General features: G+C 52.2%; 21 protein-coding genes and 1 pseudogene. 2 read left to right on the top strand and 20 right to left on the bottom strand.

The window, feature by feature from the left end; genetic code table 11:
- Positions 1–33 precede the first annotated feature (33 nt).
- From K9G39_RS05820 to K9G39_RS05805, 4 genes are read right to left on the bottom strand one after another with little or no spacing between them, the layout of a single operon-like run.
- Positions 34–930, bottom strand: a complete 897-nt coding sequence (locus K9G39_RS05820; RefSeq protein WP_292003993.1) for a lysylphosphatidylglycerol synthase transmembrane domain-containing protein — start codon at positions 928–930, stop codon at positions 34–36.
- Positions 917–1,849 (bottom strand): glycosyltransferase family 2 protein, encoded by a 933-nt coding sequence (locus K9G39_RS05815; RefSeq protein WP_292003992.1) that lies wholly within the window; start codon positions 1,847–1,849, stop codon positions 917–919. The genes K9G39_RS05820 and K9G39_RS05815 overlap by 14 nt, the downstream gene beginning before the upstream one ends.
- Positions 1,846–3,408 (bottom strand): glycosyltransferase family 39 protein, encoded by a 1,563-nt coding sequence (locus K9G39_RS05810; protein ID WP_292003991.1) that lies wholly within the window; start codon positions 3,406–3,408, stop codon positions 1,846–1,848. The genes K9G39_RS05815 and K9G39_RS05810 overlap by 4 nt, the downstream gene beginning before the upstream one ends.
- The gene (locus K9G39_RS05805) at positions 3,380–4,006 is read right to left on the bottom strand and encodes a phosphatase PAP2 family protein (RefSeq protein WP_292003990.1); all 627 of its coding nucleotides are present in this window, start codon (positions 4,004–4,006) and stop codon (positions 3,380–3,382) included. The genes K9G39_RS05810 and K9G39_RS05805 overlap by 29 nt, the downstream gene beginning before the upstream one ends.
- A 163-nt stretch (positions 4,007–4,169) precedes the next feature.
- Here K9G39_RS05805 and purU point away from each other — a divergent pair, with 163 nt between their 5' ends.
- The gene (gene purU / locus K9G39_RS05800) at positions 4,170–5,033 is read left to right on the top strand and encodes a formyltetrahydrofolate deformylase (protein ID WP_292003989.1); all 864 of its coding nucleotides are present in this window, start codon (positions 4,170–4,172) and stop codon (positions 5,031–5,033) included.
- Between the two features lie 595 nt (positions 5,034–5,628).
- On the top strand, positions 5,629–6,450 hold the full coding sequence (locus tag K9G39_RS05795; protein ID WP_363319364.1) for a WecB/TagA/CpsF family glycosyltransferase: 822 nt from the start codon (positions 5,629–5,631) through the stop codon (positions 6,448–6,450).
- Positions 6,451–6,533: 83 nt separating this feature from the next.
- On the opposite strand, the pseudogene K9G39_RS05790 reads toward K9G39_RS05795, so the two are convergent.
- From K9G39_RS05790 to K9G39_RS05715, 16 genes and pseudogenes are all read right to left on the bottom strand, one after another.
- Positions 6,534–7,660 (bottom strand): annotated as a pseudogene (locus K9G39_RS05790) (IS630 family transposase).
- A 77-nt stretch (positions 7,661–7,737) separates the two neighbouring features.
- Entirely contained in the window at positions 7,738–8,010 is a 273-nt protein-coding gene (locus K9G39_RS05785; protein WP_292003987.1) for a hypothetical protein, read from the bottom strand.
- Entirely contained in the window at positions 8,007–8,174 is a 168-nt protein-coding gene (locus tag K9G39_RS05780; protein WP_292004033.1) for a hypothetical protein, read from the bottom strand. The genes K9G39_RS05785 and K9G39_RS05780 overlap by 4 nt, the downstream gene beginning before the upstream one ends.
- Before the next feature lie 492 nt (positions 8,175–8,666).
- Positions 8,667–11,321: an AMP-binding protein gene (locus K9G39_RS05775; RefSeq protein WP_292003986.1), complete on the bottom strand. Its 2,655-nt coding sequence runs from the start codon at positions 11,319–11,321 to the stop codon at positions 8,667–8,669.
- 313 nt (positions 11,322–11,634) lie between these two features.
- Entirely contained in the window at positions 11,635–12,435 is an 801-nt protein-coding gene (locus K9G39_RS05770) for a 4'-phosphopantetheinyl transferase superfamily protein (protein ID WP_292003985.1), read from the bottom strand.
- A gap of 438 nt (positions 12,436–12,873) precedes the next feature.
- Positions 12,874–13,320 (bottom strand): IS200/IS605 family transposase, encoded by a 447-nt coding sequence (gene tnpA, locus K9G39_RS05765; protein WP_292003984.1) that lies wholly within the window; start codon positions 13,318–13,320, stop codon positions 12,874–12,876.
- 85 nt (positions 13,321–13,405) lie between these two features.
- On the bottom strand, positions 13,406–13,642 hold the full coding sequence (locus tag K9G39_RS05760) for a hypothetical protein (RefSeq protein ID WP_292003983.1): 237 nt from the start codon (positions 13,640–13,642) through the stop codon (positions 13,406–13,408).
- Between the two features lie 18 nt (positions 13,643–13,660).
- Positions 13,661–14,383 carry a glycosyltransferase family 25 protein gene (locus K9G39_RS05755; RefSeq protein WP_292003982.1) on the bottom strand — a complete coding sequence of 241 codons (723 nt, stop codon included), beginning with the start codon at positions 14,381–14,383 and terminating at the stop codon, positions 13,661–13,663.
- 25 nt (positions 14,384–14,408) lie between these two features.
- Positions 14,409–15,392, bottom strand: a complete 984-nt coding sequence (locus K9G39_RS05750) for an acyltransferase (protein WP_292003981.1) — start codon at positions 15,390–15,392, stop codon at positions 14,409–14,411.
- 4 nt (positions 15,393–15,396) lie between these two features.
- The gene (locus tag K9G39_RS05745) at positions 15,397–16,581 is read right to left on the bottom strand and encodes a glycosyltransferase family 2 protein (protein ID WP_292003980.1); all 1,185 of its coding nucleotides are present in this window, start codon (positions 16,579–16,581) and stop codon (positions 15,397–15,399) included.
- A gap of 5 nt (positions 16,582–16,586) precedes the next feature.
- A complete protein-coding gene (locus K9G39_RS05740; protein ID WP_292003979.1) occupies positions 16,587–17,807 on the bottom strand; it encodes a glycosyltransferase family 4 protein in 1,221 nt (406 codons plus the stop codon).
- Entirely contained in the window at positions 17,804–18,895 is a 1,092-nt protein-coding gene (locus tag K9G39_RS05735; RefSeq protein ID WP_292003978.1) for a glycosyltransferase, read from the bottom strand. Before K9G39_RS05735 ends, K9G39_RS05740 begins: the two co-directional genes overlap by 4 nt.
- Positions 18,896–19,072: 177 nt before the next feature.
- Complete coding sequence (locus K9G39_RS05730; protein WP_292003977.1) at positions 19,073–19,513, bottom strand: hypothetical protein; 441 nt, start codon at positions 19,511–19,513, stop codon at positions 19,073–19,075.
- Between the two features lie 39 nt (positions 19,514–19,552).
- Positions 19,553–21,001, bottom strand: a complete 1,449-nt coding sequence (locus tag K9G39_RS05725; protein WP_292003976.1) for a hypothetical protein — start codon at positions 20,999–21,001, stop codon at positions 19,553–19,555.
- Positions 20,998–21,507, bottom strand: a complete 510-nt coding sequence (locus K9G39_RS05720) for a serine acetyltransferase (RefSeq protein ID WP_292003975.1) — start codon at positions 21,505–21,507, stop codon at positions 20,998–21,000. The genes K9G39_RS05725 and K9G39_RS05720 overlap by 4 nt, the downstream gene beginning before the upstream one ends.
- On the bottom strand, positions 21,504–22,661 hold the full coding sequence (locus tag K9G39_RS05715; RefSeq protein WP_292003974.1) for a glycosyltransferase family 4 protein: 1,158 nt from the start codon (positions 22,659–22,661) through the stop codon (positions 21,504–21,506). The genes K9G39_RS05720 and K9G39_RS05715 overlap by 4 nt, the downstream gene beginning before the upstream one ends.
- Positions 22,662–22,664: the final 3 nt, after the last annotated feature.

The raw sequence follows: 22,664 nt of genomic DNA, 5'->3' as shown, positions 1-22,664 counted from the left end.
AAACGTTGTCGTATCCATTCCTGCGGAAGGAGGTCATCTTCCGGTATTTTCCTGCATCTCGCTTTTCTCGTGCCGTGTACGGCCCAGAATACCCGGAAGGGCCGAGATTGCAGATATGCCGAAAAAAATCAGCGAAAGCGCCACGCCGGTGCTGGTATCGAGGGAGAGATAGTCGAGAAGGTAGTAGAAGGTTATCTCCCTTGCTCCGGCTCCTCCAACCGTTACCGGCAGGACGGTTGCAATGCTTGAGATGAGAAAGATCGCCAGATAGTCGATGGCGTGATGGGCCGGGGAGATGGCCTTGAGGATGAAAAGTGCGGAGATGACCTGGGTGACCTGGATCAGCATCGATTCCCATGCGGTAACGGCGAAACTCGGCAGAAATTGCTTGTAAAAGAGCCTGTTGAGCAGGAACGAAACCGGGTAGAGGAGTGCCATCGCAGCCCAGGCGTAAGGCACCAGTTCAGGAAGTTTCTGTGCGAAGGTGCTGGGAATCAGCAGGATAAGCGAAAGTACGGCAAGCGCGATGATGCCGCAAAGGCGGTCCCAGAAAACGGCATGGAATACGTTGAGCATTTTTATGCCGTGGTTTTTCTGAAGGATGTAGATTTTATAACCGTCGCCTCCGATCCCTCCGGGAAGGAAGAGGTTGTAGAACATGCCGAGGTAGTAGAGCTTCAGGTTGTACAGTACGGAGAGTTCGATGCCGATATCCCTGAAAAAGCGGTTCAGCCGAAGGGCATTGATGATTTTCGAGATATTGAAAAAAACGAATGCAAGAAGGAGATACCAAGGGTTTGCCCTCCGGATGATTTCAAGCAGCTTGGCCGTATCGATTTTCGTCAGAACAAGGTAAAGGGCCAGAGCAGTGACCAGAAGCTGAACAAGGGTTTTGAGAAGCTTCGATATGTTTTGCTTACGGTTTGTCAACGATTTTTCTGATGATGTAGGGTTTCTTGTTCTGCGATTCGTAATAGGTGCGCATGATGAACTCGGCGACAAAGCCGGTGGTGATGAGCTGAATGCCGATAAAGGTCATAATGATGCCGAGTGAGAGCAGGGGACGCCCGCCAATCTCCTGTCCCAGAATCTTCAGGGCGAGCAGGTAGAGGTTGACGGCGATTCCCAGAAAAAAGGAGATGAACCCGAGGGTTCCGAACAGGTGCATGGGTTTCTGCCCGTATTTCTGGAAAAAGACCATGAAGAGCAGGTCACTGAGTACCTTCGAGGTTCTGCCGATGCCGTATTTCGAACGGCCATACTTTCTCGGGTGGTGCCGAACATCCACTTCCGCCATCCTGGCGCCGTAGAGCTGCACGAGCACCGGAATGAAGCGGTGCAGTTCGCCGTACAGCCCAAGGTTTTTGGCGACATCCTTCCTGAACACCTTCAGGGTGCAGCCGTAATCGCGGATATGCACGTCTGTGAGGGTTCTGATCATGGCGTTGGCGATGGCACTCGGGATTTTGCGCAGCATCATGCCGTCTTTCCTCGAAGCGCGGCGTCCGGCAACCACATCGAGCTCCTGTTCTTCGAGATAGCGCATCATCATGGGAATATCCGCGGGGTCGTTCTGCAGGTCGCCGTCCATGGTGGCGATCAGCTCTCCCTCAGCATATTCGATGCCTGCCGCCATTGCGGTTGTCTGTCCGTAGTTTTTGTTCAGGACTATCAGTCGGGAGTGAGCGGGAGCGCAGGCTTCGACAGCCGCAATGGTACCATCGGTCGAGCCGTCGTCGACGAGAATGATTTCGTGATCGACAGACCCGAGCGAAGCCGAGAGCGCCTCGAAAAGCGGCCGGATGTTCTCCGTTTCGTTCATGACCGGTATGACGACAGAGAGCTTCATGGGCGGGGTCTCATTTCGTTGTTTTTTACCAGGACGATCCCGTGCTTGCTGTAAAGCAGCTCCGGATTTTCAAGCCTTTCAAGGTGTTTGACGGTCGTCAGCACGATTTCTCCCTTTTCAGGTGCCCTTTTTTCAGCAAAAGACTGGGAATATAGCAAAAAAGAGGGGTAGTAGACTTTCCACATCACAACTTTGTACCCTTCCTTTTTCGAAAGCAGGGCGGCTTCCTTAACCGGTTCCTGAAGCAGCCGCGCGGCGAGCGGCATGAGGTAGAGGTTGATGCAGAGGCAGAACACGAGGCTTTCGGCAACAAGCCTGCTTCGGGAGGAGAGGGCCGGGACGAACTGCAGCGCCGCAATCAGGAGGGCCGCACCGGCAAGCAGAATCGTGTGGATTGTACCGGTGAGCCGGAGGGCGCTCCGGAGCACGGTAAGGATGTAGAGATCCTCAATCCGTGCTGCTGCCACCGGAATGAGGAGCGGCAGCGCGGCAAACAGCAGGAGAAAAAGCAGCGGCCAGATCACCTGTAGGCGAGGTTTTTTCACTTCCCCAAAGAGCCGGGCCATGAGGATGAAGAGCGGCGTATAGCCATAAATCATGTAGTGCGGCAGTTTGGTGCCGGAGAGCGAAAAAAAGAGGAAGACGAAGGAGAACCAGATGAGGAGATAGCGGTTCAGCGGTTCACGGAGCAGGTTTTTCAGGTTGAAGAGCGTGGTGAACAGCATGCCGGTAAAGGGCATCAGTCCGATCAGCAGCACCGGGAAATAATAGAAGAGCGATCCTGAGTGCCCTTCAAGTGAGGAGCTGAACCGGTTGACGTTGTGCTTGAAAAGAAACCCTTCGACGAACGCCATTCCCTGGTCGAGGTATTCGAGAGTGTACCAGGGCATGACGATGCATAAAAAGAGCAGGATCGCCCGAATGTTCAGTACGGTTCCGAACCAGTTTTTCAGCATTCCCTGCTGTATGAAAAAGAGAAAGGAGACGGCACCGGGGATCAGGATGGCAACCGGTCCCTTGGTCAGTACTCCAAGTCCGGCGGCGGCAAATGCAAGGAAACGCGATGCCGGCGAGCCGGTTCTGTAGTGCTTGTACACGGCGAACATGGTGACTGCAAGGCAGCAGTTAAGGAGTCCGTCGGCGATTGCGGCCTTTGCGATAATGGTTACCTGCAGCGAGAGCACCATAAAGAGTGTGGCCAGAAAAGCCGTTTTGCGGCCGAGTTCATTGCGGGTGAACCGGTAAAGCGCTGCGGCCCAGATTGCCGATGCGGCTGCCGAGGGAAAGCGGAAGGCGAACTCGTTGAGCCCGAACGTTTTCACGCTGAGCAGCTGGAGCCAGTAGATCAGCACCGGTTTGTCGAAGCGGGGATGGCCGTTCAGGTAGGTGGTCAGGTAGTTGCCGCTTGCGAGCATTTCGCGCGTGGCTTCGCTGAAGGCTCCTTCATCGACGTCGAAGAGCGGAGCGGAGCCGAGCCCGGCGAAAAAACTTATGCCGACAAGCAGTGCCAGCAAGAGTGCCGGCCTCAGTTCACCGGATTTTTGAAGGGATGAGAGCATGGGATGGAGTCTTGAAGTACCGATGATAGAGAAACGCCGTTGACGCCGCGCCGAGCAGCGATCCGGCAAGTACGTCGCTCAGGTAGTGCTGGGTTGTTGCCACGCGGCTGAAGGCGATCAGCGTCGCCCACAGGAAGAAAACGATCCGGTATTGCGGAAAGAGGACACAGAGCGTCGAGGCAACGCTGAAGGCTGTTGCCGAGTGGCCTGAAGGGAACGATATCCATGCGTGCTCAAGATGGAAGAGGTCAAAGCCGTAGATCGTTTCGCTGAAGTAGAGTTTCGGCCGTGCCCTTCCGAGCAGGAATTTGACGAGATCTGCGGCAAGTCCCGAGAGCGCCACGGAAGAGAAGAGCAGCAGTCCTGTCGATGCGACGGCCGGTTTCGTTTTACGAAGCAGCAGAAAGGAGAGAAGGCCAGCGGCAAGATACCACTGCGACTCTCCCATCCGCGTCAGGAGTTTGAAGGTGCGGTAAAATCCGGTCTCTTTAAGGCCGTTAAACCAGAGTGCTACGGGTATATCGAGATAAAAGTAGCTCATGATTCCCGCCAGAAGCAGCGCTACGGAAGCGGTTATCCAATAGTAGCGTGTAGTCATGATGCCTGATATTGCTCGTCTGAGGGTATTATGGCCGGATACGGAACGTTGAAATTTTTCATGGAGAACAACTGTTTTTAAAAATACATTAAATTTTATCTGACTCATAACCTTCAGGAAGTTTGCTCCGGAAGGGCTTTTTTTTCACCATGCAGCACGTTTCATGACCATTTCCGAGCCAGTAGCCATTCTGCTTCTCTCCTGCCCCGACCGGGCAGGACTTGTTTCCCGCATCTCGCATTTTATTTATGAGCGAGGAGGCAACATTCTCGATCTTGACGAGCATGTCGATACCGTCGAAAAGATGTTCTTCATCAGGGTGTCCTGGAGTACCGCTAATTTTTCCATTCCGCCGGCCGAGCTCGACGAGGCATTCAGCCCGCTGGCAAAGGAGTTCGGCGCATCGTGGAAAATCCGCCTCGGCGGCAGAAAGATGCGCATCGCGCTGTTCGTGTCGCGCTACGACCACTGCCTGCAGGAGCTGCTCTGGCGACACAGTATCGGGGAGTTCCGGATCGACGTTCCGCTGATCGTTTCGAACCATTCAGACATCGAGCCGCTTGCTCTGCGTTACGGCATTCCGTTTCATCTTTTTCCGGTAACGGCAGCCTCCAAGGCCCAAACGGAACGGCAGGAGATGGAGCTTCTCGAACGTTACGAGATCGATACCGTCGTACTTGCCCGGTACATGCAGGTGCTCTCTCCGCAGTTCGTTGAGCGTTATCCCGCAAGGATCATCAACATCCACCACTCCTTTCTGCCCGCCTTTGTGGGAAGCAGTCCCTACCGCCAGGCCTATGAGCGCGGGGTGAAGATTATCGGGGCAACCAGCCACTATGTGACAGAAGATCTCGACCAGGGGCCCATTATCGAGCAGGATATCATCCGGATAAGCCACAAGGATACCCTCGACGATCTCATCCGCAAGGGTCGCGACCTCGAACGGCTCGTGCTCGCACGAGCAGTACGTTTGCACAGCGAGCACCGGATACTGGTAAACGGAAAGAAAACCGTGATATTCGATTGAGGGTGGTACAAGGAGTCAGAGATGCGAGCTTACAGCTGTCGGCAAGACCTGACTGTGATCTTGCCGCTTTTCAATCGGGAAATCGTCGGGTATTCAACGAGTAGTCGGTTAACCCATGAGAGCACCCTTCCCGTCGATTTGGACATGGCGTTTCTGCATCGTCAACGTTATCCTGCATTCTGTTTGTGGCGCTCAGGGTGAAAGCAAAGTATACGGTATGATTCAGAGTATGAGCGGCGGGGCTGTTCACCATTGAAGACTTTCGGGGTATACCTGTTTGTCATGCTACATCGCAACAGGGTATTCAATGACGCTGATTTTTCGGCAATTGTGGACTGGGCAGGGTGAGCCATGCAGAAACTGCCAGGGAAAATGTCTCCTGAAAAGGCTGTCATTTTGAAAGTGCATGACAGTCAATCTCATCAAATCTGCAAGTCATGCTGTTACCGAGCTTTTCCACTCTCTGTCGTAAAGTATTACTGTTAAACGGATAACACAATATTGTGGCATGGGGCATGGTTTTTGCAGAGATGCTTGAAAGCAGCAACATTGGCGGGGAAACGAAAAGGAAGGACGATCGCATCGATATAATGCCATGTCAAACGCAATATTGTCTAAACCACCGGTCTCCACATCCAGGCATCGGAAGTCTGTAAACATATTGAACATCAGTGTAACCAATATCACTGAAGCCGAGTTGTTGCAGTCACTGGAGAGCGGCATGCTGGTAACTCCGAATGTTGACCACTTTGTACACCTCCAGACAAACGCAGCATTCTATCGTGCCTATAAAACGGCAGAGTGGGTCATCTGTGACAGCAGGATCATTTTTTTTCTTTCCAAGCTGCTGCCTGAAGCGCTTCCGGAGGCTATTCCGGGGTCGAGTTTTTTCAGGTCGTATTACACCTATCATAAAAACGACACCGACTGCAGGATTTTTTTACTGGGCGCTGCCGATGGCGTTGCTCACAAGGCTATGGAGTTAATCAATGAGCGGGTTGGTTGCAGGATGGTGATCGGAGCGCACTCTCCCTCGTACGGTTTCGAAAAAAACGAGCCTGAATGTGAAGAGATTGTCAATATGGTCAATAAGTCAGGAGCGACGGTTCTGGTTGTCGGAGCCGGTGGGGTGAAGCAGGAGATATGGCTGGCGAAGTACAGGCACATGATGCCGCATGTGAAGCTGTTTATGGCGCTTGGAGCAACGATCGATTTTGAAGCGGGCAATGTCAGACGGGCGCCTGTATTCGTTCGTAAAATCGGCATGGAATGGTTATTCCGGCTACTGATGGAGCCGAAACGGATGTACCGGCGCTATCTTGTTAACGATCCTGTTTTTTTTCGTTATTTTGCTTTGCAGCTGGTGGGGCGGTACAGGGACCCTCTTGAAGATCGTGGAGCGGGATCGGTGAGTTGAAGACGGGGAAACGAAGATCGGTTTACGGGTTAAGCTTCAAGGATTAAAGATGAAGATGCTGGATAGATAGTGTCATGTCAAGATTAAACTGACGGATAAAGCCTCTTCAATTTTATTCGTGCATCTTCTGTTGTAAAGCGCCAGTTGATAACGGCTTCCTTGTTATTGCGTTCTTTCTCCCAAGCACTAACCTGACGACGCACCTCAGTTATGGTATCGATTCGACGATTCAGGCATTGATTTGACAGCACCCTTAACTCAATCTCTGCCATATTCAACCAACTGCCATGCTTCGGGGTATGAATAAATTCAAATCGGTACAGCAACGTCTTGGCTTTCTTGGGCTTGAAGGTCTCATAAAGAGAACCTGGTTTATGGGTGTTCAAGTTGTCCATTACCAGCGTGATTTTTTCGGCATAACGCTACTTTCGTGCAATCTCTTCAAGAAATCTTGCCCAGTCCTGCTTTTTCCGGGTGGAAGTCACCCTTACGATACGCTTACCCATCAACGGTTCTGTAGCTATGAAAATGTTGCATACTCCTTTACGGCTGTACTCATAATCGTAACGTGCCAACTGCCCAGGCTTTGCTGGAATTGGCTGCTTTGTTTCGGCAATCAACTGTTTCGGTGACTCGTCCATGCACACCAATGGATACAAGGGATCATACGGCAGTTTGTACATGTCCAGTACCATTTCCATCTGGGCGACAAAATCACCGTCCTGAGATGGTGGAATTATCCAGCCTTCTGCTTTCCACGGTTTAATGACGTTTTTTTTAAAGTCTGCCGAACAGTTTCATGGGAAATCTGATCAACATACTCCAACTCAACTGCCTTATCGGCAAGAAGCCTAAGAGACCAGCGTTTGTAACCAACCGGAGGCTCAGAGCAGCTCATGGCAATCAAGTGTGCTTCAAGATCTCCATCAATCTTACTTTGAAACATTCTTGTTGATGGCTTTCTTTGCAGGACAGCATCCAGACCTTCTTCGACAAACCGTTTTTTGACTCGGTCAATAGTTTTCATACTGACGTTCAAAACGCAGGCAATCGTCTCATTGATTGAGCGTTGGTGTTGAAATTTCCCTTCGTCGCATGCGAGGAGGATCAGAGCATTCAGTACCGTTTGAGCGGCATGTTTTCCCTTGCTGCTAATCGCCTCCAGTTCTTCGCGTTCTTCTTGGGTCAGAGTTACTTTGTATTTCTTCATGATCATTCCGAGTTTGGGTTGAATATGAAGAAAATATAAGCTTTTTATGCGACACTATTATCTTGACATGACACTAGTTAGCGAGATGGCTGCAGAAAGGACATGAGCTGTAAACCTGCACGGATATTCTTTTGCAGTCGGTACTCATTGTTTTCCCATACCGTTTTGCTGTGTAATTGGAAAAACGCTATTCCAGCACTGAATTCAAGCTTTGAAAATAACCTCTCCGGCAACCTCAACAAATGAACGTTGAGCAGGTGCTCCAGATTCATGATCAGGAAGATGATCAAGATGTTGTCGACCGGCCCAGTGGCATGCCGCTTAACCTGATTCCTCACTTCTTGCGTCACATCGTGTTGGCTAATATCCGGTAGATCTTGTCGACATGCACTGATTCGGGGTAGTGCCCATATCGCTCGCGATAGCGTTCGAGATCCCTGATCAGATCGAATCCTTCGTTGTCACAGCTGGTGAAACTTCGGCTGGGACATGGATTGGCGTTTTCTGTGTGCACGGTTTTTGAAGTGACTTGATTTTTTTCAGGAGGTCCTTGATTGTTTTTTTGATTTCAGAAATGTTTCACCTGATCGAAACAAAGCTCAGATTATTGGCGATAGAGTCCGTAATAGAGCTTGTCAAAGCCCGTTGATCGATATAAAAAAAGTGCAGCACAGCCGTCGACAAAGCCGGTGAAGGCTGTTCGATGTCTCCACTATTCGGAAGCTGGCAGGGTGTTTCTGGATGAATTCCCAGGCTAATCGCTTTAGGGAATGGATTATCACTTCCTGTTTCGGGGTAATCGTTCTGGCCTTGTCGAAACATCGCTATTGTTTTAGGGGTATATGGTTACTGCAGGTTGATCCGAATACTCAACACTTGCCCTGCTTCTCACGTTTTTTAACAATTCAGCCGGAATTTTTTGCATGAAGGTTAACCATGGATTTTTACGAATTGGCGTTTGTTGACGTATGTGTTCCCGAGCCCGGTGATCGGGGTTGTTGCTGTATTATGACTCCGTCGATCCGTAGACCGAGGAAATGCGCTTTGCGGTATAGCCGATTGCTCCGAAAAACAGTAACATGGGAATGGCGAGGGCGAGGGCTGGTGCCATCCCTACGCCAACGAGCATGTCTTTTGAAGGGATTACCATTGAATGGCCAACATACATCGGAAGGGACAGGATGCCTGCTATGCTGAGGAAACGGGTGCTCCTGCTATAGAAAGGATTCCTGTGTTTTTTCCTGATATGCATGAATGCCGCCAGGAGCATGAGGGTGAGGCCGAAATAGACTTGTATTGCCCAGATGTGGGCGACGACCATCGTGAACCATTCCTGCGCTGTTCCGCTGTCTAATGATATGATGATGCCGAAGAGGAAGAGTAGCAGCCCCGTGGCTGTATACACTTTTTCCATGTCAGATGATTGAACATGTTTGCGTAAATGGATGCCCGTTGCCACTCCGAGCATGACGGTCCCTGACATGGTAAAGTAGTTGTAATTGGCTTTCATCATAAGACGTAACAGGTTGAGCCCCGCAATTGATTGCGTTTCAGGCAGCATCGCTTTGAAAAGCATGCCGAGAGCGAAAAAAATGACCGAAGTGACAAGGGCACCCATAATTTTGTCCCCGAAGCCTGAAAGCGCTTGGTACCAGAGACGGATGCTGTTGACAGCCAGGAAATAATAGAGCAGAACCGAGTAAAACAGAAATGTAGGTAGTGGGACAGTCAGGACTGTCTGACCGGTTGATAGAGTGGCGAAGTTGATTGCTGCCAGTAGCAGAATACCTCCCGCGACAAGCTTGGAGGCAAACCTTATGTTCTTTGTAGCCAGGGCGGCATTGTTTTCCAGTTGATGGAAAAAAAAGAAACCGACGTTGAGACCGAACACGATCGCGAAACCCGGAGTTCCCAGGCGATAGGCGGGGTTCAGGAGTGTGTTCATGCCAGAAAATATCTCCGGGAGCCGTTCCCATACGCCCGGAAGCCAGTGTATGGCAACCAGCCAAAGAACCATAAGCCCTCGGGTAGCGTTGATGGCATCGGAGGTATGTGCGACCCGGTGTTGTTCCGTTGATGAAGTTTGATCGTTTTCGCTGGCTGGTTTTTTGTTGCCATTGGTGATCTCTGCTATGGTTTTTCCTTCAAAAAAAGCCTGGGCTGTTTTTCTGGGGATACCGGCTTTTTCGAGCTTCAGCATCATTTTGAGCGACGAAAGCGAGTCGCCTCCCAAATCAAAGAAGCTCGTATGGATGGATACGGGACGTATGCCGAGGACATCTTCCCATATTGCGACGATGCTTCGTTGTTCTTCGGTAAGGGTTTGATCTTCCTCAAGGAGAGGAGGTTCTTGTACCGATGGGGTGAGTGGCTTTTCTGCAGTGAATCGTTCGGTCAGCAGCTTGCGCTGGATTTTGCCTGTTTCGGTTCTTGGGATAGTATCGATTTCGATCACGTGTAATGCTTCGCCTGCATGAACATTGAGTTTGGCGAGAATGTCTGATGTTGCGGCTATTATGGATTCACGTGACTGCCCTGCATCCTTTGTGAAAGCTATCAGGAATCCGTCTCCGCGAAGGGCATCGGGAACCCTTGTTACCGCTATTCCCGTCTTGATGTCGAGAGCTTTCAGCAGTTTCGTTTCAATCTGTTCGGGATACAGCTTGATGCCACTGCAGTTGATAACATCGTCTGCACGCCCCTTGAAAAAAAGATAGTCGTTCTCTATGGCTCCGAGGTCTGTCGTCGTAAGCCAGCCATCGGTATCAGCAAGCGGGAAGATGCCATTTTCGCTGATTGTTCCCGTTGCAATATGGGGCCCCTTGATCTGTATCCTTGCATCACTGGTCAGCCTTAGTTCAGTTTTTCCTAAGGCTTTGCCTACAGATTCAAGCATGGGCCCTTCGGTGCTCGATATGTCGAGCAATGTCGAACGGGAGGCCTCGGTCAGCCCATAGTGCTGTACTATCCTTGCTCGTGGGAACAGCAATTTCATGGCCTCCTTTTCCTGGCGGGACATGTACTGACTCCCGATTTCTATCCATAAGACATTTTTTCCCAGGGTGCCGATCACTTCAGGGTTGGCAAGAAGAATGCGCCATAATGAAGGAACGGTCGAGATGGCGTTGATTTCGCCTTTGCGGAGCATGGTCGAGATTTCGAACGGATCGAATCCTTTGGGTGGAATGTAGGCCTTTCCTCCGACCATCGAACAGGCCCTGAATCGTCCAAATCCAAACGAGTAGTATACGGGAACCCCGACGTATTCTTTGATGGAGCTGTCAATTTCCATGATGCCGTTGAGGCGTTCGATCACATCTGCGAGAGCTTTGTATGTCAGGGCGATGCCTTTTGGTTCGCCTTCCGTTCCTGAGGTGAAGGAGATCTGGGCAAGTGTGTCATCGGTTCGAAACGTTTGTTTTTCGGTAAACCAGCCTGGTTCTGGCGATGGTTCGACGATATCAGAAAAGATGATGCCTTTCAGGCGTTTGGCAAATTCACGGCTTTGCAGGGGAACGACGATCTGTCCTTTTGCATAGGCACTGAACATTTCCCTGATGAACCCGGTGCTGTTTGAAGCCAGGATGCCGATGGCCTCTATTGCTTTACCCTCAAGGCTTCTGCTTTTTTGTTCGGGGCTTGTGGCAATCATTTTCATCATCGAATCTGGGGAGTTAAGGTGATGTATGGATTGAATACTCTGGTAAGTGTATTTTTTATTTGACGAAGTCCGGTGGATTCAGATCCATTCTCAAGATTTTCGGATAGCCGAGGCTGGAGTTGAGCACACAGGAACCTATATCCGGATTCTGCAGCCAGGAACTCCCGACGATGGAAACCCCTCACTCTATGGAGGGGAGTAACAGAAACAACATGACGGTGTTTTGATCTGTTGTCCATCCGGTATGCCTTAATTCTTCTGTGGTTTGCGCCACCCGACCATCATTTCCGGAAGGTCGATGATGGAAACCTGATCAAAGTATTGCGGCAGATTCATGGATGTTGCCTTTAACTATCAAGTTCGCTGGGGCTTCATACCGTAAGATATTCCAGACGTTGGGCTGCCCGTGTGGACACGGTTTTGCCTCAAAGATGCGAATGCGCTTGCGGAAAAGGAACGGGGCCATCAATGCAATCTTGTGGCTCATGATATCGGTGACACAAAAATGCCATCGGTTTGTCTGGGCATCTATTCGGGGGTCGACCTGGAGTCGAGGTTTTCCAGTGCTGTCGTAAAGAAACTCGACATTGTTAAGCCCTTCAGCAAGGCCGATTCCGATGGCTTTTAGATACGCTTCCTTCAGTGTCCACAACGACAGTGCTCGTTCAGGTCTGAGGGCGGGGGGCAAAGAAAATAGTTTTTGTATTTCTTTCTGAGAAAAGCAACGGTCCATAACCTCCATAACGTCAGCAGCCCTGCTCCATTGTTCGATATCAACTCCGACAGGGCCTGAAAAACTCACAAGGCAAACGGCGAGTTGGCATGTGTTCGAGATATTGAACTCCAGACCGCATGATGGTGACAGTGATGGTTTGCCGAACTGGTTATTATCAAAACACAGATCGGCAGGTTTTCGGGATAGATGACTGGAAAGTACGGTACGAACGAGATGTCGGGTTATCAGGAACTCGTTGCGTCTGCCTGCATCTGGTAATTTTCCGTATCGATTCCGTTCGGTATCAGACAGGAGAGGCAAAATGTTTTCAGCTTCGTACGGTGTCAATGTACGAACGTTGGTGTACCAGAGGTGCAGTTCTTTATGCTGAATTACCATTCTGTGCTTAAACCATATTCGTGTGATTGAACTGTTCTGTGCTCTTGTCGTTTCGGTGTTTCCGTTTGTCGACGTCGCTATCGCTCTTTGAATAGCTTGCTATACTGGCAGATTTTATACCCTGCCATCAGGCAATTTTGTGGTTAAGCTGTAAATCAGGTTCGCTTGCCTTTTTCAAAAAAAGCTTTACTACGCTCAGTTACAGCATTATCTATCGTACTGAAGTTTACATAAGATGGTGAGTTTGCTGAATAAGCAATGCTGCGAAGCATTACTATGGGGGTTACAGCGTTTAAATATAGGAAACATGGAGAGATTTCATAACTGATTGTATCAATAGACAGTATCGGTTGTATCGATTCAAAGCAACCGCAATTTGAACTCGCAGAAAAAAAAAGTGCATACGAATAAAGGATCCTCGAAGCAAGCTTCGAGGTATTAGAAGAGCGACAACTGCTGCTTATGTAGCTGTTTGTACTCTTTTTCTCTGCCCTGATTTTTCACATATTCTTTTATCGTATTCTCGTCACCATGACGTCCCACGGTATTCACATAAAAACCTTTCGACCAAAACTCACCACCCCACAACTGACGCTTAACCTCAGGATGCTTTATAAAAATCTCTCTGGCCGTGATACTCTTTACCGTCTGGATGATTTTTATCGGACTGTCTGTCGGAACACTCTGAATCAGAAAATGCACATGATCTTTATCCGTACCTATCTCGATAAACTCAATCTCATATCTTTTTAATATTTCAAGACATACACACTTTATACTCTCATCAACAGCTTCGCTGAACACCACCCTTCGATACTTCAATGGGCATACATAATGGTACAATAGCACTGACACATTGTGACTCCGATGGATATATGTGCTCAATTTTAGCTCATTTTTCGAAGCAAGCTTCGGGGAATTTGACCCTTAGAGATTAAAGATGCCAAAGCCTTTGGTTGAAAATGATTCGTTAATAACCCAGTCGTGAAATCCTGCCCAAGCAGGTTGGGTGCAATCGGTTCTTGATGGTTTGAGTCAGCCTTGACCTTGAAACTTCTTCCAGGTCTTCGAGTGAATACCAATAAAGAACATTAATCGTACGGTTCGGGATTGACTGCACCTGAATCGCTTTTTCAGCAATAAGAGGACTTCCATGGGTCTGGTGAATGCTTTGGTGGCTGTCCTTGATTTCATCCATCTGTTTCATGTTCTCTTGTGCTTCTGCTTACTGTAGTGAAAGCCGTTTCATTGTATTTTTTAGTGTTCGCATGCTTTTGATGAACGGGCTGAGAAAAGGCATCCTATCCCAGAGCGAGATTTCGTGCAAGTCGGTGCGGGAGCTTCGCTGGTAAGCGATGCTCGGATTGAGGATGTAGGTTGTTATGCCCGGATTCTGCATGCGGAAGGTGGAGATGGCGCCGTCGTAGTGCATGGGGCCACCGTCGGGATGGCCGGGAGGTCGCTGGAGAAGCTGCTCGAGGAAGGCGAGGAAGCTCTGGAAGATGGTGCTGTTAACAGCATAGCAGTGGGCGAGGAGCAATGGTTCGTGGATTGCAAGGAGTCGCTCTTTCCTGCTGGAGTCAACCGGGTATTCGTGCCCGAGATAGAGGAATCCCCACTCTTTTCCTGCGAGTTCCAGCATGGCTTCGGCGAGAATGGCGTTTGCCGATGGTGTGAAGGCGATATCGTCTTCCATGACGAGGATGTTTCCGAGTTGGTACTGCTGTGCCTGCCTGATGACCTCCATGTGGCTGAGGAAACAGCCCCGAACGCCGATCGATGGAAAGCCTGCGGGTTCGGCGGGTTTGACGGCCGGGAAGAATGCCGTTTTATGGTTGTCTATGGTGCAGTTTATCCGTTTGCATTCCGCAATAGTTTCGGTTCTCCTGTCTTTTCTTTCTGGCAGGTTGATGATGGCCGTTTTCTGGAAGTGGTCTGTGATGTTCATGGTTATGATCATGTTTTTCAGGGTGTTAACGGCGTAACGGGCTTTGGCCGAGGAAGAGTATACGCGATGCGTTGTGTTTTGATGCGATGATTTCAAAGAGTATCGGGCCGGTGACGCCGGCTATCGTTCCTGCCGTGAAGAGCATCCAGATATCGGTTACCCCGATTTTCATGAGCGCTATCCTCGATGCGGCAGTGAAAAAGACGTGGAAGAGGTAGATGGCGTAGGAGTAGTTGCCGATTGCGGCAAGCCATGGAGATTCGGCTTTTGTGAGCAACAGTGCGATGCATGCTGCGGTGCCGATGATGAGTGCATTGAGTGAACGACGTTCCCCGGCGTATTCATGCCCGAAAAACACGAGGAAAAGAATAACGAAGGTTATGGTGATATAACCTGTAGCACGGGCATGTCTGACCTGGAGTGGGAAGCGGGTGCAGTAGAGACCTGCGAGGAAGTAGGGGAAGAGATAGAAGGCACCGACAATGGAGAACCAGGGGATTCCGGTATTGGTGACGTAGGCGATTGCCGAGGCGACGTATATGACAGCAAAGCCTGTCCGGGTGTGGAGCACTTTCCAGTATTCGAGCAGCAGGATGGCGAGAAAGATGACGAAGAGCGACTCGATGAACCAGTAGTGGGCAACCGGCAGGATGTGCAGGTAGTGCCACTCTTTGATCTGGGAGTTGGTGCCGGGTGTGTAAGCCTGGAAGAGAGCGAAGATGGTGCCTACGACGAGCATGGGCACGATGAGGCGGCGTACCTTGCCGTTGATGAAGGCTTTCCAGTCGTCGGAGAATGGGCGCCAGCCGTAGACGAGTCCGGAGAGGAAGGTAAAGAGGGGCATACGGATGTAGGCAAGAAGTTCGTTTGCGTCCTTTAGAAATCCTTCATGCAGCCTGAGGCCTGTTTGGGGTGTGTTGCCGATGACGTGGTAGGCTACCAGCATGATGCAGGCCATTCCCCGAAGCGTGTCTACCGGTATGTTGCGTTTTTTTTGTTTCGTCGCCATGGTTTCAGCTGTTGGTGTCGGGTTCGCGTGCGGTTCTGATCCAGGCTTCGCTTTTTTTGCGGATGAGCATCGCTGCGTAGATAGGGATTTTCCAGAGTACGTAGAGCGGGGCGGAGAGTAGTACGGCCCATGTCGAAAGGGGGGCCTTGCGCTGGATCTGGCCTGAGGCTACGTAGAAGAACAGTATGGCCCACCAGGAGACCGGTACAAGCAACCACCGGGGGTCGCCGGGAAGAAGGGCGAGAATGGTGCCGCCGAGGAAGAGCAGCACGAGCAGAGAGAGAGGCGGAACGACAAGCTCTGCAAGGGCAACAAGGTATTGTGGACTGCCTGTCGTCATGAAACGTTTGAAGAGGGGTAGGGTCAGTTCTGCAACAAGGTTGAAGCGCCCGCCTTCCCAGCGGCTGCGCTGGCTGGAGGCGTTTTTGCCGCTCCTGACCATTTCGCTACGGATGACGGCTTCGGGGTTGTAGTGCACGCTTGTGCCTTGCTGGAGCAGCAGAAGGCTGTATTCCATGTCTTCGACGATGGAGTGGCTGGGCCATCCTGTACTCTGGAGCAGCTTCGTACGGAAAGCCATACCGTTGCCTTTAAGCATGCAGCTTCCTCCGAGGAGAAAGGCCCCCGCAACGCGAAGGTGGTTGAAAACGTTGAAGGCTGCGTCGATAAGCCCCGGTCTCCATCCTGCTCGGGGGTTGCTGACGCCGTTGTATGCTTGCACTGCCTCTATTCGGGGTTGGCTGAGCGAAAGGCTGATTTCACGCAAGAAGCCGATTTCCGGTGCGGTGTCTGCATCGATAATTGTGATGACGTCGGTATCGCGGTAGAGGTTCATGTGGTTTCGCAGGAACCAGTCGAGCGCCTGGCCTTTGCCCCGGTTGATTGTGTCGGTGCGTTCGCATACCGTAGCCCCGGCGTTGCGGGCGGCATTGGCGGTGTGGTCGGTGCAGTTGTCGGCGATAACAAAGATTTCCCGCCGGTTTGCCGGGTAGTCACAGGCAAGCACGTTCTGGACAGTACGGGTGATGCCTTCTTCTTCGTTGTGGGCGGGGATAAGTACGCCGATATTGAGGAAGTGGTTCGGTCCGTTCTCCTCTTTTCTGAAGAAGTACGCGGCGATGGTAGTCAGGAAGAGATAGAGTGCCGGCAGTGAGAGCAGGACAATTACTATGGTGATGATGATGTCCATGATGCTCAGGGTTGTTTATGCTGGTTCCGGAAGTGGTCGCCAAGCTGTGAGTTGTTCTGGTGTTGGTTGTACCGTTCGATCACCTTTAGCCTGCCTGCCTTGCCGTACTCCCTACGCAGTGCGGAATTGGCAAGGAGAGCTGTAAGCTGCCGGGCGAGGTCTTCGGGATCGCCTGGTATGGCGAGCAGCCCGTCGTGTTCGTGGTCAATGAGTTCGGGGATGCCGGTGATGCGTGTCGAGACCACCGGTATTTCCTTGGCCATGGCTTCCATGAGCACGACCGGTACGCCTTCAGCAAAGCTTGCGAGCACGAAGATGTCGGCCTGGTCGTACTGCAGGCGGACCTTATCCTGTCCGAGTGCACCGGTGAAGGTGACGAGATCCCGGATGCCGTGGGTTCGCGTATGCTCTTCGAGCGAAGTCCGGTCGGGGCCGTCGCCGGTGAAGGTGAGCCGGAACGGCGTGCCTTCGCGCTTGAGGATGGCGCAGGCTTCAAGCAGGATGTGCTGGCCTTTGGCGGGTACGAGTCGGCCGACGCAGAGCAGCCGGGGAATGACGTTGTCGGGATCCGGGCGCGGGGAGTAAAGTTCCGGGTCGATGCCGCAGCGTACGATGTGAAAGCGGTTCCAGATGACCGGATCGGCAAGACGCATGACCTGACTGCGGCAGTAGTGGCTGATGCAGCGGACGAACGATGCTTCCCTGATTTTTTCCTGGAGCATGGCGGTGTCGACAGTGTAGAAAATGTCGGGGCCGTGCACGGAGATACTGTAGGTGATGGCTCCGTAGCGTTTTATGAGCATGGCGACGATTGCCGTGGGGTTGGCAAAGTGCTCGTGAATGTGCGTGATGCCGTTATGCTGAATCCAGGGGATGAGGATGCCTGCTTCGACGAAGTAGGCGGCTGCCCGTACCGGGTCTTTGGGTCCGGATACCGTGAGGCGGAAAGCGGTGGCAGCCATTTTCAGGTAGCCGGCGGGGTTTTTCAGGAGACAGCCGAGGTGTGCGCGGATGATGGCCGATACCGGCTGGCTCAGTACCATAAGGGTATTTTGCGCCTCTTTCTGTTCGTCAGGGGTCATGATGTCTACCTTTTCGGGTCTGCGGATCGAGGCGGTGTGCACTGTGAACCCGTTCTGGCGGAGCGACTGGATTTCCCTGTAGATGAAGGTGTGGGAGATGGCCGGGTATTCGCTGCAGAGGTATGCTATGGATTGGCTGTTCATGCTTTTGTGGTTGATAGTCCCGTCTTAAGGGTATTGCGTCTGTTTCTGAGGGGGTTCCCGGTTAACTGTCCTGCGTGGTAGCGGATGATGCCGAACAGTTGTGGCAGCACCACGAGCGAGCAGTGCCATGCGTATTTTTTCGCATCGGTGCGGTTCAGCTGTTGTTCGCGCATGAATTGGCCGACTTTTGTTATGCGCGGTTTGAAGAGCAGGAACAAGCCGCCGGCGAGGCTGAGCAGCGAGAGAATTGTTCCCCGGAGATTATGCTGCAGTAAAGGGATGAGCAATGCACCGGCAACACCGGCAATGAATCCTCCGCCTTTGGTGGTGATACGCCGCTGTTCGGCTTTCCAGAAACTGTCGCCTGTCGGGGCGATCCGGGTTTGCACGGCAGCGAATCCGTATCCGGAGCGATAGGCGCGTCGCAGGTATTGCGATGCTTTAAGCATGGCGAGGTCGTGGCGGGTCATGAGGGCGTCGAGCATGAGGATTTTCCAGCCAGCCCGGCTGATGCGCCAGCCGAGTTCCGGGTCTTCGCCGCCGACGAGGTTTTCGTCGTAACCGCCGGTTTCTTCGAGCGCTTTGCGCCGGATGAGCACGTCTCCTCCGAAGCTTTGGCACAAACCTGGCCGGTCGTTCCATTCGAGGTCGCCGAGCCAGTTGTAGAAGGAGCGTTCGGGGTGCATTTCGCGCCGGTAACCGCGTACGGCGCCGAGTTCCGGGTTTTCATGCATGGTTTTTGCAGAGAGGGCAAGCCAGGATGGGTCCATGATCGTGTCGGAGTCGAGGAATTGCACGAATGGGGCGCTGCCGGCTTTCCAGCCGGCGTTCCTGCCGAGTCCGGGGGTCGGGTATTCGGGGTTGAGCTCAAGTACGGTGACGCCGGTGAACTGTCGGGCTATGGTGGTGCTTCTGTCAGTGGAGCCTCCGTCTGCATAGAAGATGCGGATCAGGTCAGCCGGATAGCTGCCTTCAAGGATGGAGCGGATGCATCGCTCGAGGGTTTTTTCGCTGTTGACCCCTATGATGACGCAGTCCACTGCGGAAGGTCCGCTGACGGGCTTGTGGTTTTGGAGTGCCTGTTGCATGGGGTTAGGGTGTTTTTGTGCTGCAGGGTGCATGGGTGCGGGACCCGTGCAGCGGAGTTATCCTGTTCTGTTCATGCAAATGCGGTGCCAGTGTCGCGATGCCGCGGAAGCGCCTGTTCCGGTCGGGCTCTGTTTCTCTGGCGTTGCCGTGTTGTCTCGCATGCGGAGAGGATTGTTTCATGGTGTTCTCTCCGATTGAGAGATGTTTGTCTTGCTGCTTTCTTCGTATTGTTCGTTGTAGTGGTGCTTCAGGCGCATGATGAACCCGGTTGCCATACCGAGGAGTACGCCGATGTTGTTGAAGAGGGCGTAGAGGGCGTTGAAGCCGTTGTCGCTTACTATCATGTGAAGAGTTTCGAGCAGGTAGCCGAGAGGCATGATAGCCGAGGAGACAAGGAAGGCTGCTTTGCGGTTGTCGAGCAGCACCATAGGAACGAATGAGAGTATGGCGTAGAGTGCGATATGGATGATGGGATCGATGAAGAGGATTCCGAGACCTCCGGGAGTGAAGGGCATGAGACTTCCGGCAGCGAGGACAAGGAGCGATAGCGCCCAGTAGCTGATGAGCCTGGGAGCTTGGTTCCAGTCGGTTTTGATGATGTGCCGGTTCTGCTTCATGGTGTTTCTTTCTTGTTTCTTTTCTCCGGTATTTGCTGTTCAGCTGATGAATCGTGATGGTATCTGGCATGTTGCCGTAATGTACCGGGTTGCGGAAAGCGGTTCCGGATAGAGATGGTGACTGGTTGAACTGTCGTGTTCATCCAGTGTGTTTGTCGCATATGCCGGCTGATGGATCAGCATGCTCGTGAGTCCTCCGCAGAAGAGCATGTAGATAGGGTTGATCATGGCATTGAGCAGGTTGTCGATCATGTAGATGCTCAGGTATATTGCCATGACCGCCGGAGCTGCCATTCGTTTTTCTTTCCACCTTTCCGGCTTTATGCGCATGGTAAAGAGCAGTACAGGCAGCTGGACTGCAATGGTGAGTGTGGCAAGGCCGTAGATGCCGCTGGTTCCGAGTACGATTATCCAGAGCCCGTCGGTGACGCTGATGTCTTTTCCTTTATCGTTGTGTACCCTCGATCGTCCGTAGCCACCCCAGCCAAAAAAGGTGCCCTGCATGGCTTTGTCGATAAGGATAGCTTCGTTGTCGAAGCGAAACTGGAGCGATTGTGCCCGTGTTGCGCTGAATTTTTCTTCGACAAAACCGGAGAGGTTCCGACCGTCCCAGATGCCGGTCGAGCGGGTATAGGCATAGAGGGTCGGGACGCTGAGCAGGATGATGACGGGGATGGCCGATTTGCCGCGTGTTGAGATAACCATGACGGCAAGACCGATGAGGAGCAGCGTGATGGCTCCCATAGATTGCATCATGAGGGTTGTCAGGAATAGTAACCCGAGGAGGTAGCGCGAGGGGAGCCGGAGAATTTTAGGCGGCAGTTCCTTGATAATGAGCAGCCATGTGCCGAGAAATACCCCGAGCACCATCCACATTGAGGTCATGAGGCCGTGATCCATGTAAACCATGGGCCGGAAGCCGCCGCCGTCCCGCATGGTCTGGAGGAAGTTATGCTGGTGGTAGCCGTAGGTGATGCGGTGCAATTGCGGACTCATGATCAGTTCGAACCAGCAGAAGGGGATATAGACAATAGCTCCGATGAAGATGGCCATGGCAAGCAGCCAGAGCGAACGGGTATCGCAGAAATAGATTCGGGCGATGTAGTAGGGCAGTCCCCAGGTGACGCTTTGGGCAAAGGCCGCCGAAAAGCCGTCATATGCTCCGAGTCCGTTGAATACCGAGGAAAAAAATGGTGCGATGCACCAGAGTACCATGGGGATGTCGAGCGAGTTGAAGGTGAAGGATGAGAATCTTGCTTTGTCGAAGAGCCAGGCTCCGGCAAGAATGCCGACACAGGTTGCCGATGTTTTGGTATAGTCGGGCAGAACCGGGAACTTGAATGATGCAACGGGCAGGAACATCCAGCCAGAAACGAAGGCTATGACAACCGCCAACCGGGCTTCAAATTTTTTGAAGAGCAGGATGACGAAGGGTATCCAGCCGAACATGGCTATGGGTACCATGATGTTTCCCTGTGCTCCGCTCATGGTGTTTTCTCTTTGCTGACGATTTTTGCCGGTATGCCGGCCGCCGTTGCGTTTTCAGGTATGTCGTCGATTACAACGGCGTTGGCGCCGATGCGGGCATGCGATCCTATGGTGACGCCTCCGAGGATTTTTGCTCCGGCACCGATATCGACATGGCCTCCAATCCGGGGCGTACCGGCTTTCGGGCCTCCGGTACCTATGGTTACCTGCTGGAAGATGAGGCAGTTCGGGCCGATTTCTGCGTCGGGGTGTACGACAATGCCGTTGGGGTGGGGCATGAGCAGCCCGCCTCCGATTCGGGAGTTGACAGGGATGTCGGCGCCGCTGACGGCACTCCAGAAGCGGTGGCGCATGACATGGAACGGTTTTGCGAGTTTGCCGATGATGCCACCTCGTTTTGCGGCATGCTGATAGCTTCTGACTGCCGCCATCAGGTATTTTGCCGGTTCATAGCGGCCGGGAACGATGTTTTCCCTGTTCCAGTCGGGTTCCGTTGCCGATATCATGCTTGTTCGTGTGTCTGGTTCCAGAGTTGCGGATAGCGTTTTTCGAGCAGAAGCGCCCGTTGCATGGCGACGTTCTGCCAGGTAAAGTCCATGGCTCGCTGTTGTGCTGCCGCGCCAAGCAGGTTGCGTTTTTCAGGGTTTGTTGCCATATCGGTCAATGCAGCTGCCCAGGAGTCTGGATCGAGATCGGGCAGGACAATGCCGTTTTTGCCGTTTTCAGCTATCGCTCCGGCTCCCATTGCGGTTACGATTGGAGGGATGCCGTGTGCCATTGCTTCGTAGGTGACCATGGGGCCGCCTTCTTCGAGGCTGGGGAAGACGAATGCATCGGCCATGCTGAAGATCTGGCCGATGTTGCGGGTGTAGGCTATGTGACGCACCGTTCCGGTAGCCAGCTGTTGTTCGACAAGCTGACGCATGGGTTCATCGATTTTGCCGCAAAGTACCAGTTCGGCGTCGAGCGCGGCACGGTTCCATGCTTCGAGGAGCAGGGGTATGCCTTTGCGCATACAGATCGTTCCGGCAAAGAGGAATACCGGTTTCGGGTTTTCCTTTTTATCGGGCGAGATGGAGGGAAATCGTTCAGGAGCCCATCCGTAACTGCTCGGGAGCAGTTTGCTTTCCGGGATGTTGTTCTCAAGCATGGATGCTTTTACCATTGGGCTTGGACAGAAAATGGCATCGGCGATGTCAAGCTTGTGGTTTTCGTCGTCGATTTCCTTTTGGGGGAATGGTTCGGGTGTCGGTATGCCCCATGTTTCCGCGGCCTGTTTCAGAATGTTGCGGGAGGTTGCGCGGTGGCAGTTGATCCGTTCGATGATAATGCTTGCACCTTTTTCCCGGAAATGCCGGAAGATGTCGAGTGAGAGGCCTGCCCAGAGATAGACCGGGGATGATGATGCTTCGCGTCTGAAAAAAATCGCTTCGGTTATTGCCCGTGACTGCCCGGGGTTGGTGAGTTTGTAGAGCGCTGTTCTTGTGAATCCTGATGTTACCGGGTTCAGCCATGGATAGCTGAATGCCGGGTCTGCACCGGGTACGGTGAGTGTAGCAGGTCGTCCTGATTCGTTCCAGAACCGGCAGAGCGACAGGGGGATGTGGCTGTTTCCTATGTTCGAGGCATGGTAGCCGAACAGTACAGGCAGGTGTTTCATGTC

Source organism: Chlorobium sp., from assembly GCF_021740465.1.
Taxonomy (GTDB): Bacteria; Bacteroidota; Chlorobiia; order Chlorobiales; family Chlorobiaceae; genus Chlorobium.
This window is presented reverse-complemented; position numbering and strand designations above follow the sequence as displayed.